Source organism: Nonomuraea sp. NPDC051298, assembly GCF_055586305.1.
Window position 1 is genome coordinate 108,313 of the sequence record NZ_JBVJIM010000003.1, and the last position, 15,883, is coordinate 124,195.

Sequence of the window (15,883 nt, forward strand, 5' to 3'; positions counted from 1 at the left end):
GTGCGCATCGCCATCCCGCTGTTCGATCGGTTCACGGCCCTTGACGCGGTCGGCCCGTACGAGGTGCTCAAATTCCTTCCTGAGGCCGAGATCGTGTTCGTCGCCGAAGAAGCCGGGCCGGTGCGTGACGTCCCCAAGTGGTTGGCCATCAGCGCCGACGCGGCGTTCGCCGAGATCGACTTCTGCGATGTACTGCTCGTTCCAGGAGGGCCCGGCAGCAGGGGCCTCCTCCAGGACGACAGGCTTCTCGGCTGGATCCGTCGAATGCACCGGGGGAGTGTCTGGACCACCTCCGTCTGTACGGGTTCGCTGCTGCTGGCCGCAGCCGGGCTGCTCGATGGGCTCTCCGCGACGACGCACTGGGCGGCGATCGACGTACTGGAGTCGTTCGGAGCCACCTACACCCCCGAGAGAGTCGTGTTCCAGGGGAAGATCGTGACCGCGGCAGGGGTTTCTTCCGGCATCGACATGGCCCTCGCCCTGGCGGCGCAGATCGCTGATCAGACCACGGCCGAGGCGATCCAGCTTGCGATCGAGTACGACCCCCAGCCGCCTTTCGATGCCGGCTCACCCGCCAAGGCGCCGCAGGCCGCCAAGGATCTTCTCGCCAGGGGGATCCGCTGACGTCCTACGGCGAAGGTTGCGCGGGGGCCGTGAAGTCTCGCCGGGTTACTAGCCTCGACGCATGACAGTGGAAGACCGGCTCGCCGCCGTTGACGGACTGCTCGTCCGGCCCTTTCCCGGCGAAGTGGAACGAGTGGCGGTGGACGGAGGGGCGTGGGAGGGGTGTCGCCCCAGCGGGCAGGGCTATCACGTGTGCGTTCTGAAGGCCAGCCAGGACTTCTGGGACGGTCGCGGCGAGGAGGTCGTCGAGGCGGCGGAGGAAGAGATCGACGCCGCGTACGAGGCGCTGGCGAGCGCGCTGACCAAGCGCTGGGGGCGGCCTGAGGTGGTCGATCTGTGGCCTTGGCTGGAGAGCGAGGCCCCGGCGCCTGAGCCGATGGGCCGGCTCAGCCAGCTCAGCGACAGGATGGTGGTCTGGCGGCCGGGCGGCGTGGCCGGACGATGGGTTGCGCTCGTGGTGGGGCAGGCCGATCCGGAGTTTCCGATCCAGTTGCTCGCGGCGGTCGGTGAGGCGCCGTTCCGTTGAGATCTCGTTCCAGTGAGGCGCCGTGGTCGGGGCCGTCTCGGGTGTGGGGCGGGAGGGGGACGCGGCTGGTTCGGTGAGGTCGTTGATCCTGGCGCGCGGTTGGGCCTCGCCCGGTCGCCGTCGTCATCCGACCTTGTCCAGGAAGGAGTGCAGGTTGAGCCGGATGCGGGCGACCTTCTCCTCCAGGGTGAGGGACTCGTCGATGACTCCGGCTCCCGCGGTGTCCTTCCTCCCTCTGGTGTAGAGGGAGCAGGACAGGTCGGTGCACAGGTACTGCCCGACCGAGTTGCCCTGGCGACCGGCCTCGCCGGTACGGCGTGCGGTCATCAGCGCCACGCCCCCGCCCGTGTGCGTGGTCAGGCACAGCGAGCACATGCTGCGTGCCGTGAAGCCCCGCGAGGCGCCGGACGTCACCCGGAGGGCGATCCCGACCAGCGGGCCGTCCCGCTCGGCGATGAGGTAGGCGCGTTCCGGCGCGCCCGGATCTCGCCAGCCGAGGAAGTCGAGGTCGTCCCATGGCAGGTCGGCGAGGTCCTTGGGCAGGCCGAGCCGGTTGGCCTCACCCTTGGAGCAGTTGATGAATGATGTGCGGATGTCGCGTTCGGTGACTGGTCTCATGAGCGGCGAGGCTAGCCGTCCTAGGCATGCTATGCAAATACTTAAAACGTGTAAGAAGGCGAAGGGTGGCCCATGGCACGTGCGGGAGTGACTCCGGAGCGGCTGACCCGGGCGGCGGCGGAACTGGCCGACGAGATCGGCTTCCACAACGTGACCGCCTCGGCGCTCGCCCGCAGGTTCGGCGTCAAGCCCGCGGCCCTGTACGCGCACGTCAAGGACCTCCAGGACCTGCGCGTCAGGGTGGCGGCGCTGGCCCTGTCCGAACTGGCCGACCGGGCCGCCGCCGCCCTGGTCGGGCGCGCGGGCAAGGACGCTCTGGTGGCGTTCGCCAACGCGTACCGGGACTACGCGAAGGAACACCCGGGCAGGTACGCGGCGGCGCAGATCGAGCTCGACCCGGAGACGGCGGTGGCGAGCGCCGCGCGGCGGCACTCGGACATGACGCGGGCGATCCTGCGCGGCTACGACCTGGCGGAGCCCGACCAGACGGACGCGGTACGGATGCTGGGCAGCATGTTCCACGGCTACGTGAGCCTGGAGGCGCAGGGCGGGTTCGGTCGCCACCCGCGCGACGTGGAGGTTTCGTGGCAGCGGACCTTGGACGCCCTCGACGCCGTCCTCAGGAACTGGCCACCCGCCTGAACGGCCCTGGCGCTCCCGCGGGCTCGTTCAGGCCGGGGGGGTCGCACCGGCCCGGCCGTGCTGATTCCACCGGATCCAGCCCAGTGCCTCGTCCCTGGTCTTCGGGCGGGGAGGGCGGGGAGACGAGGTCACGGGGCTCCTTGTGGCGGTCAGGCGGGGGGAACCGGCCCGGGTCTGTGGGCTGTGGGAAGGGTCCCGGGTTGGTGGGGGAGGATGCGGGGCGTGGTGGCTGGAGGGGGAGGGCGTCCGATGAACATGCCGGTGCTGGTTGATTGGCTGACCTTGCTGCTCGCACCCGTGGTCTTCGCCGGGCTGGGGCTCGTAGTCCATGCGAGGAGACGCGTGGCGGGCGAGCCCGGCGCGAAGCTTCCGGCGTGGGCGCGGGCAGCCCAGTGGCTGGCGGTGGGCAGCGCGTTCTTCATCGTGTTCGTCAGGCTCGTGTGGGGTGAGTGAGGGCAACGGGTGACGGCAGGTCGAGGACGCCGACCGTCTGGCCGCCGCTCGTTTCGCCGGTGAGCCGGAATCCGAGCTTGCGGTAGAAACCCTCGGGGCCGGCTTCCCCTGGCTCCCACGTGACGTACATCTGGTGGCCGCCGTTGCGCCTGACCTCGGCGGCCACCGACTCGACCGCGAAACGGCCGACCCCCTTGCCCTGCGCGTCCGGTGTCACGTTGAGTCGCCACAGCCCGGAGCGGAAGTCGGTGCCGGTGCCGGTCCAGTCGATGTCGATGAAGGCCATGAGGAAACCCACCGGGTGGTCGTCGCCGTCGAGGATGAGGCGCGGCCAGGCCGCCTTGGGATACACGTACGCCTCGGCCAGCGACTTCACCACCGGCGAGACGAAGCGCTCCTGGTCGGGCCGGACCTTGACCGCGATGGCCGCGTCGAAGTTGGCGGAAGTCACAGGCACGAGGTGGAGGTTTGTCGGCATGACGGAGACTCTAGGGAGCGCCGAACGCCCTGGGGCGTCCAGGGGTCACGGCAGCCACTGGATCAGGCCGCCGTGGACGGCGGTGAGCGCGACGGGCCGGTGGTCCAGTGCCAGGACGTACGTCAGCTTCCGCGCCGGCGGGAGCGGCCCGAGGCGGGCGGTGATGTCGGGCAGCACGTCGGGGCCCTCCTGGGAGATCCAGTGGGCGTCGAGGCGGGCGAGCCGGTCCACGAACGCGGCCCGCTCCGCCATCGGCACGTACGTGAGGACCGCGGTGTGGTAGACGACGAGCGTGGCGTCCTGAGGGGCTTCGGCCGCCAGCTCGCCGAGCCGGGCGTTCAGGTCGCCCCGTACGATGCGCGGCGGGTCGGCGCCGGCCAGGGCGATCGCGGTGTCCAGCCGGCGCAGGCGGTCGTGTTGTTCCGGCCAGACCAGCGTACGCAGCCAGCGGACGTCGTCCGGGTCGGTGACGTCGAGCGGGTTGAGGTCGATGCCGGCCCGCCAGGCGACCGAGACGGCCCCCGGCCTGGGCAGCTCGCCCTCGACGTGGCAGGGCAGCCGCAACGAGCTGTCCACGTCCCCGGTCACGACGCCGTCGTAGTCGTAGGCGTAGCGGTCGGGGAGCAGGCACAGCCCGGCCGACGCCCCCACCTCCAGCAGGGCGAGGGGCTGGGGCAGGGACGCGAGCAGCGGGTAGAGCGCGGCGCATCTGGCCGGTTCGTTCGTCTGGGTGCGGCGGGCGAGCATCGTGGCGACGACCGCGTCACGGTGGCCGAGGAGGGCCCGCCGGAAGCCGGCGTAGTCGTCCGGGACGCCGGTGACGTGGCGGACGGCGGCGAAGAGGAGGTTGGGCTGGCGCTTGGCCGGGGGGAGGGTGGCCAGGAGGTCGAGCAGGACGGGGTCGTCGGCCACGCTCCTGGCCAGGTGCTCGTAGAGCGGGGACTCTCCGTGGGCCTCCATGGACGCGAAAAGCCGGTACTGCTCGGCCGTGCCGTCGGCGGTGGTGGCGGGCTCGGGTGGCATCGGCGGCCTCCATGGTCAGGTGGGGGCGGGTCCCGTCACGGAGCCTAACAAGATCGACGGGTCCGCTCTCCGCGGGATCGGCGCGGGCCGGTCAGCGCGGGTCGAGGTGCTCGTAGCGGGCGACCAGGTCGAGTGGACGGTCGTGGCGGGTGACGGTGGCGCCGGTGCCGTCCAGCCGGCGGGTGTCGTGGTTCGCGGCGTCGTAGTTGAAGTAGAGGGCGGGGACGGCAGCGGTTGACGACTCCCCGGAGGGTGGTCAGGAGAAGCTGGTCGTTTCCGTGGAGGAGTGCTGACGTCGGCGAAGTCGAGGCGGGTCGGGCGGGCGCGGGGGTGGGACCGTACTTTTGGCCGGTGTCGCCGTGCGAGGCGCCGACCCTAGCGTGGGCTTGTGCGGGAGCGATGGGTGGAGGCCGGGCTCGCCGTGGTGTTCGCCGTGGTGCTCGCCTTCTGCGCGTACCGGCTGGCGGTGACCTGGGGCGGCGGCTATTGGGTGTTCGACTGTGCGGCGGGCGCGGTGGTGTGCGGGCTCGCCCTCGTACGCCGTCGCGCCCGGTGGTGGGCGGCCGTCGCCGGTCTCGGCGTGGCGGTGGCCGCCATCGTGGTCGCGCGGCTGGCCGAACTGCCCGCCGAGCCGGGGCCGGGTCTGGCTCTTGGACTGTCGGTGCTGGTCGGGTCCGCGATCAGGGTGCTGCCGCCGTCGCAGGCCGTGGCGGTGGGCGGTGGCGGTCTGGCGGTGGTGGTGGGCAGCCTGTTCTCCGGCTCCGCGCACACCGCGCCCGTCCTGCTGAACGGTGGGGCCTGGCTCGCCGCGCTCGCCGCCGGTCTGGGGCCACGGCTGCTCGACGCCCGCCGTGCGGCCGCCGCCGACCGGGTACGCCGCCACGAACGCCTCGAGCTGGCCAGGGAGCTGCACGACGTCGTGGCCCACCACGTCACCTGCGTCGTGCTCCAGGCCCAGGCCGCGCGGCTCGTCGCCCGGGGGGACCCGGGCCGGGTGGCGGGCTCGCTGGCGGACATCGAGGCCGCCGGTTCCGACGCGCTGGCCGCGACCCGGCGGGTGGTCGGCCTGTTGCGCGAGTCGGGAGGGCCGCCTCGCGACGCGTACGGACCCGCCGAACGGCTCACGGAGCTGGTCGGCCGCTTCGCCGGGCCTTCGGTGTCCCTGCGCCTGCCCGATGGGGAGCCGGTGTGGCCGTCGGAGGTGGCCGGCACCGTCCATCGGGTGGTCCAGGAGGCGCTGACCAACGTCTCCCGCCACGCGTCCGAGGCCGCCGCGGTCACCGTCACCGTCGCACAGGCCGCAGGGCTGGTGACGGTCGAGGTCGCTGACGACGCCCCGCCCTCTCCCGGCACCGGCACCGGCTGGGTTGGTGTCGGTGTCGGTGGCGGATACGGGCTGGTCGGCATGCGGGAGCGGGTGGAGTCCCTGGGCGGGGAGCTGACGGCGGGGCCGCGTCCCGAGGGCGGCTGGGCCGTCCGGGCGGAGCTGCCGCTCCCGGCCCGCGCCACCCCTGCCGGTCGCGGGCGGGGCGACGGCGATCGGAGGCGGGGCGACGGCGATCGCGGGCAGGGCGAGGGCGAGGGCGGTCGGGGGCGGGGCGACGGCGGTCGGGGGTGGCGGTGAGCATCACGGTGCTGCTGGCCGACGACCAGGCGGTGATTCGCGACTGCCTGCGCCTCATCCTGGAGGACCAGCCCGACATCCGCGTGATCGCCGAGGCGGCGGACGGCGCCGAGGCGGTCGCGCTGGCCCGGCGGCTGCGTCCGGACGTGTGCCTGGTGGACGTCCAGATGCCCCGCCTAGACGGTATCGAGGTGACCGGCGCGCTGGCCGGGCCGGGCGCCCGCGACCCGCTGCGCGTCATCGTGGTCACCACGTTCGACCTCGACGAGTACGTCTACGGCGCGCTCCGCGGCGGCGCGACCGGCTTCGTGCTCAAGGACGCCGGCCCCGACCTGCTGGTCGAGGCGGTACGGGCGGCCCACCAGGGCGACTCCCTGATCTCACCGCAGATCACCCTGCGCCTGCTGCGCCACCTCGCGGCCACCGGGGTCACCATGGACGAACCCGTCAGAGCGCCCTCGCAACCCCTGTCCGAGCGGGAGACCGAGGTCGTCCTGGCCGTCGCCAGGGGCCGTACCAACCAGGAGATCGCCGCCGAGCTGTGCATCTCCCTGAGCACGGTCAAGGGGCACGTCACCGCCGTCCTGGCCAAGCTCGGGATGCGCAACCGGGTCGAACTGGTCGCCTGGGCCTGGGAACGCCGCCTGGCCGGCCACTCCTGAGCGGCCGAGATCATCTCGTGAGGCGTACAAACGTTTCAACGGCCATACCGCCGGGTACGGCGGACGTGAATTTCTGAGCTGCCTGTTCTTTCAGGAGCCACAGATGTCCCCGATAACGCTCACTCCCGCCGCCCGAGAAGCCCTCCGCACCGAAGAAGTCGTCTTCTTCGACTGGCACGTGACGGGCCTGTGCTGTGCCGACGCGGGCGAGTTCTCGGTCAGGCCGCTGAGCCGCGCCAAGCTGCCCCGGCGTGCGCGCAGGCTCGGGACGACCGATCTGGTGTACGCCCATCCGACCGCCTGGGTGCATCTCGCCGAGCTTCCTGTGACGATCGACTGCCGTCCGCTGTGGCGCTGGCGGCGGTTCACCTCCGATCTGCCGCCGGACGCCGGTCTGCGCTGCTGCCTGGGGCGCCCCATATATGGCCCTTCATCAGGGAGGTAACGGGTGAAGCTGCGTTCCATCATCATCTGGACGGCGGTGGCCGCCGTCGGCGCCGTGGGGTGGGGCGTGCTCGCCCTGTCCAGAGGCGAGAACGTCAACGCGGTGTGGCTCCTGTGCGCCGCGCTCGGCTCGTACGCCATCGCCTACCGCTTCTATGCCCGGTTCATCGTGCGCAAGGTGCTGCGGGCCGACGACCGCAGGGCCACCCCGGCCGAACGGCTCGACAACGGCATCGACTACCAGCCGACCGACCGGCGGATCCTGTTCGGCCACCACTTCGCCGCCATCGCCGGGGCGGGGCCGCTGGTCGGGCCCGTACTGGCCGCTCAGATGGGCTATCTGCCCGGCACCATCTGGATCATCGCGGGCGTGATCTTCGCCGGGGCCGTGCAGGACATGGTGGTGCTGTTCTTCTCCATGCGCCGCAACGGGCGCAGCCTGGGGCAGATGGCCCGCGAGGAGATCGGGCCCGTTGGCGGGGCGGCGGCGCTCGTCGCGGTCTTCGCCATCATGATCATCCTGCTGGCCGTGCTGGCGCTCGTCGTGGTCAACGCCCTGGCGCAGTCGCCGTGGGGTGTCTTCTCCATCGCGATGACCATCCCGATCGCCCTGTTCATGGGGTTCTACCTGCGGGTGATCCGGCCGGGCAGGGTCGTCGAGACCACGGTGATCGGGGTCGCGCTGCTGATCCTGTCGATCGTGGCGGGCGGCTGGGTGCAGGGGTCGAGCTGGGCGCCGTTCTTCACGCTCAGCCCGTCGGCGCTGGCGCTGTGGCTCATCGCGTACGGGTTCGTCGCCGCCGTGCTGCCCGTGTGGATGCTGCTGGCGCCGCGCGACTACCTGTCCACGTTCATGAAGATCGGCACCATCGTGCTGATCGCCGTCGGCATCGCCGTCACCATGCCTCCGCTGCAGACCACCGCGTTCACCGACTTCGCGTTCAACGGCAAGGGGCCGGTCTTCGCCGGGTCGTTGTTCCCGTTCGTGTTCATCATCATCGCCTGCGGCGCGCTGTCCGGCTTCCACTCGCTGATCTCGTCCGGCACGACGCCCAAGATGATCCAGAAGGAGAGCCAGGTCCGGATGATCGGCTACGGCTCCATGCTCATGGAGTCGTTCGTGGCGGTCATGGCCATCACGGCGGCCAGCGTGCTCAGCCCGGGGCTCTACTTCGCGATGAACTCGCCCGCGGGCGTCGTCGGGGCCACCGTGCAGAGCGCCGCTGAGGCGGTCACCAACATGGGCTTCGTCATCACGCCCGACCAACTGCAGGCCGCGGCGGCGGCCGTCCAGGAGGAGACGCTGATCGCCAGGACGGGCGGCGCGCCCACGCTGGCCGTCGGCATCTCGCAGATCTTCTCCGGCTTCCTCGGGGGAGCGGGGCTGCAGGCGTTCTGGTACCACTTCGCGATCATGTTCGAGGCGCTGTTCATCCTCACCACGGTCGACGCGGGCACGCGGGTGGGGCGGTTCATGCTCCAGGACACGCTGGGCAACCTGTGGAAGCCGATCGCGCGGGTGAGCTGGTGGCCGGGGCTCGTCGCGGCCAGCGCCGTGGTCGTGGCGGCCTGGGGCTACTTCCTCTACCAGGGCGTCAACGACCCGCTGGGCGGCATCAACCAGCTCTTCCCGCTGTTCGGCATCGCCAACCAGCTCCTGGCCGCCGTGGCGCTCACCGTGGCCACGACCCTGCTGATCAAGAGCGGGCGGCTCAAGTGGGCCTGGGTGACGGGGATACCGCTGGCCTGGGACGTGGCGGTCACGCTGACCGCCAGCTACCAGAAGGTGTTCTCGGCCGACCCCACGCTCGGCTTCTTCGCCCAGCGTGACCGCTACCAGACGGCGCTGGACCAGGGGCAGCTCCTCGCACCGGCCAAGACGACCGGCGCGATGCGGCAGATCGTGGTCAACTCGACCGTCGACGGCATCCTGGCGGCGCTGTTCGCCGTCCTGATCATCGTGGTGATCCTCGACGCGGCCCGGGTGTGGGTCAAGGCGATCAGGTCGCGGGAGCCGCTGCCCGACACCGAGGCGCCGTACCAGGAGTCGAAGCTGCTCGCGCCGGCCGGGCTCATCGCCACCCGCGAGGAGAGGGAGGCGATGGCGAAGGCTTCGCCGGGCGGCTGACGCACCTCACGGCGCTCGCTGCGCTCAGGGCGCCAGCCACTGTTGTGTCGGCCAGGTCTCGCGCCGCCAGGCGCTGTCCCAGAACATCCACTCGTACGCCGCCGCCCGGCAGTACGCCTGCGCCATGGCCGCGCGGGTGTCCCCGTCAGTGGCGGCGGCGAGCCGGTCGGCGATGCCCTTGGCCTGCTCGACCGAGGCTGCGAAGCCCGGGTCCGCGTAGGTGGAGATCCACTTGCCGTACGGGTGACCGGTGGCGTCGCCCGCGTGGCGCAGCAGCGCCGTACCGACGTCCTGGTAGATCCAGAAGCACGGCAGGACGGCCGCCGCGATCACCTCGTACGGCGCGGTGAGGGCCGTAGCCTGCAGGTACGACGCGTATGCCAGGCAGGTCGGCGAGGTGGCCAGGGCCTTGGCGTCGGCGCCCAGCTCCTCGATGTAGCCGGCGTGCAGCAGGCGTTCGGCGGCCAGCGCGGTGTGCGCGCTCCGCGCCCAGAACGCCGCGTCGGCCGGGTCCGTGGCGCGGGCCGAGGCCGTGGCCAGCACCTTTGAGTACGCCTCCAGATAGCGGCCGTCCTGCACCATGTAGAACGCGAACCGGTCGCGGTCGAGGGTGCCGTCGCCCAGGGCGACGACGAAGGGGTGCCGGTGGACGGCGCTCATCAGGTCGGACGTGCGCTGCCACATGTCGTGGGAGAACATCACGGTCTCTTTTCCGAGGTCACCGGGTGCCGTGAGGCTTTGGCCCGGAAGGCGGGGAAATATGCGGATGAAGACAGGACGGCCGGACGTCATCGCGGTTGCGAAGGTGGCATTCTACGAGCTTGACCCGCCGGTAGCGCCTGGCCGCCTCGGCCCGGTCGCCGCAGCCCTCCTTCGTGCACCAGCGGCGGTCGAGCCCCGCCAGGGAAGTTGACCACACGTTCGAATGTGGGCATCGTAGGTCGGGTGGCCGCTGATGAGACGCGTGACGGGGTTGCCCTGACCAACCTCGACCAGTCGCTGTTCGACGGTGCCGAGGCCACCAAGCGCGATCTGGTCGACTATCTCGACGCCGTCCGTGACCGTATCCTGCCCGTGCTGCGCGACCGGGCGCTCTCGGTCATCCGCGTTCGTCCAGGGCAAGAGCCGTTCGTGCAGAAAAACCTCCCCAAATATGCCCCCGACTGGGTGCGTTCGGTGTCGATGTGGGCCGAGGCGTCGCGCCGGCAGGTCACGTACGCGCTGTGCGACGACCGCAGGACGCTGCTGTGGTTCGCCAACCAGCGGGCGGTCGAATACCATCCGGCGCTGTTCGCCGGTCACCATCCCACCCACCTGGTCCTCGACCTCGACCCGCCCGAGCACGACGACTCCTTCTCGCTGGCCGTGCGCGGCGCGTTCCTGGTGCGCCAGGCGCTCGCCGACGCAGGACTGACGGGCGCGGTGAAGACGAGCGGGGCGAAGGGCGTGCACGTGTTCGTACCCGTCGTGGAGGGCACGCCGATGGACGATCTCGCGGCGGCTACCAGAGCCCTGGCCGCCCGTGCCGAACGGGTGGACCCCTCGCTGGCCACCACGGCGTTCATCAGGGAAGATCGCGCGGGCAAGGTGTTCCTCGACTCGACGCGGGCGGGCGGCGCGACGGTCGCGGCCGCCTACAGTCCGCGCATCCGGCCGGGGGTGCCCGTGTCGTTCCCCGTGGCCTGGGACGATCTCGACCGGGTGACGCCGGGCGACTTCACCATCCGCACCGCGCCGGGGCTGCTGGCCGAGGCAGACCCGTGGGCCGAGCACATGCCCGAGCCGCAGCGGCTGCCCGCCGACCTCGTCGAGGAGGGGCACACGATTCCGGTGGCCCGCGTACAGGCGATGCACGAGGGGAAGCGGCGGGCACGCGCGCGTCGCGCCGAGTAGCCGAGGACGATGTCCGGTTTTTGCCACATGAGTGGGTCTTCTCGTTGATCCTCTTCCGGGTTACCTTCCTGAGGCGGCGCCTCGGGGGACGTGGCCGCGACTTCCGTCCACCGTGGGGGGAACCCGAATGAGAAGAACGCTCACCGTACTGATCACCGTGCTCGCCTTACCCCTGGCCATGGCTGCTCCCGCGCACGCGGGCGGCCTCGACGACGTGTTCGCCAAGCTGCTCGTCAAGCAGGTCAAGGGGACGAACGCCAAGAAACACCTCGACGCCCTGCAGGCCATCGCCGACGCCAACGGCGGCAACCGCGCCACCGGCACCCCCGGCTACGACGCCTCCCGCGACTACGTGGCCGGCAAGCTGCGCAAAGCCGGGTACAAGGTGACGTTGCAGCCGATCAACTACGTCGAGAGCTGGTCCGAGAACAGCCCGCCGGTCCTCGACCTCACCGCGCCGGGCGCGAAGACGTACGTGCCCAACGAGGACTTCTTCTCCTTCCAGCCATCCCCGGCGGGCGACGTGACCGCGCAGGTCCAGGCCGTGGACCTGACCCTGCCACCGGCCCCGACGCCCAGCTCGACCAGCGGCTGCGAGGAGTCGGACTTCGCCGGGTTCACCGCCGGCCGCATCGCGCTCATCCAGCGCGGCACCTGCGCCTTCGTACAGAAGGTCCAGAACGCGAAGAACGCCGGAGCGTCCGGCATCATCGTCTTCAACGAGGGCCAGCCGGGGCGCACCGACGCGTACCCGCTGGACATCGGCGAGTGGCGGGCCGGGATCCCGATGGTGTTCGCCGACTTCGCCGTGGGCGCGGAGCTGGCGGGCACGGCGGGCGCGACCGTCCGGCTCAAGGTCGACGCCAACCTCGTGCTCGGCACCACCGACAACGTGATCGCCGAGTCCCGCTTCGGTGACCCGCGCAACGTCGTCATGGTCGGCGCGCATCTCGATGGCGTGCCCGTCGGTCCCGGCATCAACGACAACGGCTCGGGCAGCGCGGCGATCCTGGAAGTGGCGGAGGAGATGGCGTTCTTCCCCGTCAAGAACAAGGTCCGCTTCGCCTTCTGGGCCGCGGAGGAGATCGGGCTGCTCGGGTCGGACCAGTACGTCGCCTCCCTGTCGGAGTCGCAGCGAGACCGGATCAGGGTCTACCTGAACTTCGACATGATCGCCTCGCCGAACTACGCGTACAAGCTGTATGACGGCGACGACTCCGACAACGTCGGCTCACCGGCGGGTCCCCCCGGCTCGGCCCAGATCGAACGGCAGCTCTCCGCCTTCTACGACTCCCGCGACCTGCCCACCGTCGGCACCGACTTCGACGGGCGCTCCGACTATGGGCCGTTCATCGCGGTCGGGATCCCGTCGGGCGGCATCTTCACCGGTGCCGAGGGGATCAAGACGGCCGAGGAGGCGGCGCTGTTCGGCGGGACGGCGGGAGTGGCGTACGACCCGTGCTACCACCAGGCGTGCGACACGATCGCCAACATCGACCTGACGGCGCTCGACGTCGACGCGGACGCGATCGCGGACTCGGTCGCCCGCTTCGCCTTCGACCTGCGCGCCATCCCATCCAGGACCGCGGCCGCCCAGTCGGCCACCGCTCTGTCGGCGGGCTGACTCCGTCGTGGCCGGGCGGGGTGCCCGCCCGGCCACGCGCTTGCCCCCTTGGTCCCCCTACGTCCGGGGCTGCGCGGGGTCGCCCGTACGCAGGGCCGACAGCAGCACGTCCGGCGCGTCGGCGAACAGGCGGATCGAGGTGACCTCGGCCCGGCGGCCGAACGGGCGCACGGCGGTGACCGGCCCGGTCAGCTCGATCGTCACGTTGGTCTGCGAGGAGACGGCCACGGTGAGCCGGTCGTTCTCGATCGCGACCAGGTGCGACTCGTTGTAGACCCGGCTGGTGCGTACGGAGGCGATGCGGTCGCGGGGCACGCGCAGGTCGAAGTACACGCCGTACCGGATGCGCAGTTCGCCGGGGGTGACGACGTGGGGCCGGGTCGCGCAGGCTGCGGCCAGCATGGCGCCGAACAGCAGGCCGTACACGTCGGCGACCAACACCGCGTACCGCAGCCAGTCGGGCACGCCGAGGGCCACCAGCAGCAGGTCCACCACCACGGTCTCCACCGCCATGGCGAACACCATCAGCGTCAGCATGAACGCCTGCTCCTTGGCGTACGTCACGACGGTCGCACCGGCGGGCACCCCGTGCCGTCGGCGTACGACCCACTGCCCGATGGCGGCCAGGCCCTTGAGCTCGAACCCCACGACCCGCAGCACGGCTTCGACCATCACGTTCCTCTCCTCGGCGGTTCACCTCCGATGAGAAACGTTGACGTCGCGTCAAGGTCAAGCCCAGACGGTTCAGCGATCGCGCCAATCGCCCGCATTCCGGGCACGCGCACACCAGCGTCGCCGCGATAGCCTCGACCTGCGCGGGATGACTTGGGCCTTCGTTGTGGAGCGGGTGACGGGAATCGAACCCGTGCTGTCAGCTTGGGAATTCCTTCAAGGTCACAGAATTTGACCAGGGAAATGCTGACCTGAGCCGATTAGGGTCGAGTGATCGTGAGTTCCCGCGACTTCCCGTCGATCGCCGTCCGAACGGGCACGCAGCGGGCACGGCCTGGCTGATGGTGTAGGGGCAACAAGATCTCGGCATGGAACCGGCATCCACGGATTCGTCAAGTGCCGCAAGTGACCCGTGCGGCTTCCGACGGGCGATATTGGAACTCCACCGTACGGCATCCGGTCGCCGAATTCAGCGAGCCGTTGTCCCGAGCCCGAGCGGCTCCCTCGTGGGGAGGGCCGTGCGGGCTGATCGTGTGGTGTGACCGCGTAGGTTGTGGGGGTGTTGACCGTCCTGCGTGATGCGCACCTCGCGCGGATGCCTGGTTCGCCGGCCGATCCGGGGAGGCCGTTGGTGGCGCGGCGTCCGTACGTGGCCATCGCAGGCGTGGTCGCCGTGTTGAACGTATGGATGTTCGCGTTCCTCCAAGGGCTGGGTGTTCCCGGGCTGCTGATCGGGGTGTTGTACGCGGTGCCGGTCGTCGTGGCCTGGTACCGGCCGATGGCGGCGTGGTGGAGCATGCTGGGGTTGCTGCTCGTGGCGACCCTGTTGAGCGTGGGTGACTGGGGGCCCTGGCTGGTCAGTGAGGGGTTGCCCCAGGCGGTGGTGATGTTCACCGTGGCGTTGGTGTCCACGTGGCGGGTCACCGCCGTGGCGTACCTGATCACGCTGGGGGCGGGGGTGTTGTCGGCGTCGTGGGTGCAGTCCAGGTGGCCGAACGTGGTGCTGGCCATGATGCTCTGGGGGCTGAGCCTGTTGACCGCGACGGTGCTCGGGCACCATCTCAAGCTGCGGCGGCTGAGCACCCTGCGGGTCGCGGAGGAGTACGGCAAGCGGCGGCTGCTGGAGGAGCGCGCGCGGGTCGCCCGTGAGCTGCACGATCTGGTGGCGCACCACATGTCCGTGATCGCGGTGCAGGCGGCGACGGCCCCGTACCGGATCGAGGGTGGGGTGTCGGGGGAGGTGGCGCGGGAGTTTCGTGACATCAACGCCGCCGCGAGCGCCTCGCTGGGTGAGATGCGGCAGCTTCTGGGTGTGCTGCGGGGTGATCGGGACGGTCCGCTGACGGAGCCGCAGCCGGGGCTGGGCGAGCTGGCCGAGTTGGTGGAGTCGGCGCGGCGGGCGGGTACGCCGGTACGGATGGAGCTGCGGGAGCCGGTCCCCGAGCTGGGGGCGTCGGTGTCGCTGACCGTGTACCGGATCGTTCAGGAGGCGCTGAGCAACGTGATCAAGCATGCCAACGGCGCCCCGACAGCGGTCACGATCGGCCGGGACGGCGCGGGTCTCGTGGTCGAGGTGGTCAACGAGGCGGGGGCGGAGCCGGAGCCCGGGGCCAAGCCCGGGTTCGGGGCGGGGGCAGGGCCACGGGCAGGGGCCGGGTTCGGGCTGGTGGGCATGCGTGAGCGGGTGACGCTGCTGGGCGGTGAGCTGTTCACGGGGACGCGGGCCGACGGGCGTTACGCCGTGCGGGCCGTGCTGCCACAGGAGGAGAAATGATCTCCGTGCTGATCGCGGACGACCAGGCGATGGTCAGGGGAGGGTTCGCGGCGCTTTTGTCGGCGCAGCCCGACGTCCGGGTGGTGGGCGAGGCCGCCGACGGCGTCGAGGCGGTGGCCATGGCCAGGAGCACGCGACCGGACGTGGCGCTCATGGACGTACGCATGCCGCGGCTCGACGGGCTGGAGGCCACCCGGCGCGTGGTCGCGGACGTCCCGGGGACCAGGGTGGTGATCCTGACCACGTTCGACGTCGACGACTACGTGTACACGGCGCTGCGTGCCGGGGCCAGCGGGTTCCTGTTGAAGGACGCGCCGCCGGAGGATCTGATCAGCGCGGTGCGCGTGGTGGCCGGGGGAGAGGCGCTGCTGGCCCCGTCGGTGACGCGGCGGCTGATCGAGGAGTTCACGAGCAGGCAGTCGATCGACGAGCGCGAGGCGTTGCGGCTGAACGCGCTCACCCCTCGCGAACTCGACGTGCTCAGGCTCATCGCCGACGGTCAGTCCAACGCCGAGATCGCGCGAAGCCTCACCATCGCGGAGGAGACGGTCAAGTCGCACGTGGGCCGGATCCTCGGCAAGCTCCACCTGCGCGACAGGGCGCAGGCGGTGGTGCTGGCCTACGAGAGCGGCCTGGTGGTGGCCGGACGTAGCTCCGCGGAGGCACGGCGCGGCCGGAGGTTGCGCTCCTGAGGGGGA

The 15,883-nt window shown here is 70.9% G+C and carries 17 protein-coding genes; 12 read left to right on the top strand and 5 right to left on the bottom strand.

Annotated features, from left to right (window positions below; translation table 11 throughout):
- Together ACZ6S0_RS10480 and ACZ6S0_RS10485 are read left to right on the top strand one after the other, a co-directional pair.
- On the top strand, window positions 1-624 hold the full coding sequence (locus tag ACZ6S0_RS10480; RefSeq protein ID WP_465915464.1) for a DJ-1/PfpI family protein: 624 nt from the start codon (window positions 1-3) through the stop codon (window positions 622-624).
- A 61-nt stretch (window positions 625-685) separates the two neighbouring features.
- Entirely contained in the window at window positions 686-1,150 is a 465-nt protein-coding gene (locus ACZ6S0_RS10485; protein ID WP_465915465.1) for a hypothetical protein, read from the top strand.
- Window positions 1,151-1,273: 123 nt separating this feature from the next.
- Here ACZ6S0_RS10485 and ACZ6S0_RS10490 read toward each other — a convergent pair whose 3' ends face one another.
- Window positions 1,274-1,768: an FBP domain-containing protein gene (locus ACZ6S0_RS10490; RefSeq protein WP_465915466.1), complete on the bottom strand. Its 495-nt coding sequence runs from the start codon at window positions 1,766-1,768 to the stop codon at window positions 1,274-1,276.
- A 72-nt stretch (window positions 1,769-1,840) separates the two neighbouring features.
- Here ACZ6S0_RS10490 and ACZ6S0_RS10495 point away from each other — a divergent pair, with 72 nt between their 5' ends.
- Together ACZ6S0_RS10495 and ACZ6S0_RS10500 are read left to right on the top strand one after the other, a co-directional pair.
- Window positions 1,841-2,410, top strand: coding sequence for a TetR/AcrR family transcriptional regulator (locus ACZ6S0_RS10495; RefSeq protein ID WP_465915467.1), 570 nt, complete (start codon window positions 1,841-1,843; stop codon window positions 2,408-2,410).
- 249 nt (window positions 2,411-2,659) lie between these two features.
- Window positions 2,660-2,863 (top strand): hypothetical protein, encoded by a 204-nt coding sequence (locus ACZ6S0_RS10500; protein WP_465915468.1) that lies wholly within the window; start codon window positions 2,660-2,662, stop codon window positions 2,861-2,863.
- Here the strand turns inward: ACZ6S0_RS10500 and ACZ6S0_RS10505 are convergent.
- Window positions 2,841-3,320 carry a GNAT family N-acetyltransferase gene (locus tag ACZ6S0_RS10505; RefSeq protein ID WP_465915469.1) on the bottom strand — a complete coding sequence of 160 codons (480 nt, stop codon included), beginning with the start codon at window positions 3,318-3,320 and terminating at the stop codon, window positions 2,841-2,843. The two genes, ACZ6S0_RS10500 and ACZ6S0_RS10505, sit on opposite strands and share 23 nt — an antisense overlap.
- 66 nt (window positions 3,321-3,386) lie before the next feature.
- Entirely contained in the window at window positions 3,387-4,364 is a 978-nt protein-coding gene (locus ACZ6S0_RS10510) for a DUF2332 domain-containing protein (RefSeq protein ID WP_465915470.1), read from the bottom strand.
- A gap of 388 nt (window positions 4,365-4,752) precedes the next feature.
- Between ACZ6S0_RS10510 and ACZ6S0_RS10515 the strand changes: the two genes are divergently transcribed.
- The 4 genes from ACZ6S0_RS10515 to ACZ6S0_RS10530 all read left to right on the top strand — a co-directional run bounded on the left by ACZ6S0_RS10515 (window position 4,753) and on the right by ACZ6S0_RS10530 (window position 9,222).
- Window positions 4,753-5,988, top strand: a complete 1,236-nt coding sequence (locus ACZ6S0_RS10515; protein WP_465915471.1) for a sensor histidine kinase — start codon at window positions 4,753-4,755, stop codon at window positions 5,986-5,988.
- On the top strand, window positions 5,985-6,650 hold the full coding sequence (locus ACZ6S0_RS10520) for a response regulator (RefSeq protein ID WP_465915472.1): 666 nt from the start codon (window positions 5,985-5,987) through the stop codon (window positions 6,648-6,650). The genes ACZ6S0_RS10515 and ACZ6S0_RS10520 overlap by 4 nt, the downstream gene beginning before the upstream one ends.
- Window positions 6,651-6,753: 103 nt before the next feature.
- A complete protein-coding gene (locus ACZ6S0_RS10525) occupies window positions 6,754-7,095 on the top strand; it encodes a hypothetical protein (RefSeq protein ID WP_344894588.1) in 342 nt (113 codons plus the stop codon).
- Between the two features lie 3 nt (window positions 7,096-7,098).
- Complete coding sequence (locus ACZ6S0_RS10530; RefSeq protein ID WP_465915473.1) at window positions 7,099-9,222, top strand: carbon starvation CstA family protein; 2,124 nt, start codon at window positions 7,099-7,101, stop codon at window positions 9,220-9,222.
- Window positions 9,223-9,246: 24 nt separating this feature from the next.
- Here ACZ6S0_RS10530 and ACZ6S0_RS10535 read toward each other — a convergent pair whose 3' ends face one another.
- Window positions 9,247-9,921 carry a TenA family protein gene (locus tag ACZ6S0_RS10535; protein WP_465915474.1) on the bottom strand — a complete coding sequence of 225 codons (675 nt, stop codon included), beginning with the start codon at window positions 9,919-9,921 and terminating at the stop codon, window positions 9,247-9,249.
- A gap of 246 nt (window positions 9,922-10,167) precedes the next feature.
- On the opposite strand from ACZ6S0_RS10535, the gene ACZ6S0_RS10540 reads away from it, so the two are divergent.
- Both ACZ6S0_RS10540 and ACZ6S0_RS10545 read left to right on the top strand, forming a co-directional pair.
- On the top strand, window positions 10,168-11,115 hold the full coding sequence (locus tag ACZ6S0_RS10540) for a DNA polymerase domain-containing protein (protein WP_465915475.1): 948 nt from the start codon (window positions 10,168-10,170) through the stop codon (window positions 11,113-11,115).
- 127 nt (window positions 11,116-11,242) lie between these two features.
- The gene (locus tag ACZ6S0_RS10545) at window positions 11,243-12,739 is read left to right on the top strand and encodes a M28 family metallopeptidase (protein WP_465915476.1); all 1,497 of its coding nucleotides are present in this window, start codon (window positions 11,243-11,245) and stop codon (window positions 12,737-12,739) included.
- 57 nt (window positions 12,740-12,796) lie between these two features.
- Here ACZ6S0_RS10545 and ACZ6S0_RS10550 read toward each other — a convergent pair whose 3' ends face one another.
- Entirely contained in the window at window positions 12,797-13,414 is a 618-nt protein-coding gene (locus ACZ6S0_RS10550) for a hypothetical protein (protein WP_465915477.1), read from the bottom strand.
- 628 nt (window positions 13,415-14,042) lie between these two features.
- Between ACZ6S0_RS10550 and ACZ6S0_RS10555 the strand changes: the two genes are divergently transcribed.
- Together ACZ6S0_RS10555 and ACZ6S0_RS10560 are read left to right on the top strand one after the other, a co-directional pair.
- Window positions 14,043-15,185, top strand: a complete 1,143-nt coding sequence (locus ACZ6S0_RS10555; protein ID WP_465915478.1) for a sensor histidine kinase — start codon at window positions 14,043-14,045, stop codon at window positions 15,183-15,185.
- The gene (locus ACZ6S0_RS10560; RefSeq protein ID WP_465915479.1) at window positions 15,182-15,877 is read left to right on the top strand and encodes a response regulator; all 696 of its coding nucleotides are present in this window, start codon (window positions 15,182-15,184) and stop codon (window positions 15,875-15,877) included. Before ACZ6S0_RS10555 ends, ACZ6S0_RS10560 begins: the two co-directional genes overlap by 4 nt.
- The last annotated feature ends 6 nt before the right edge of the window (window positions 15,878-15,883 follow it).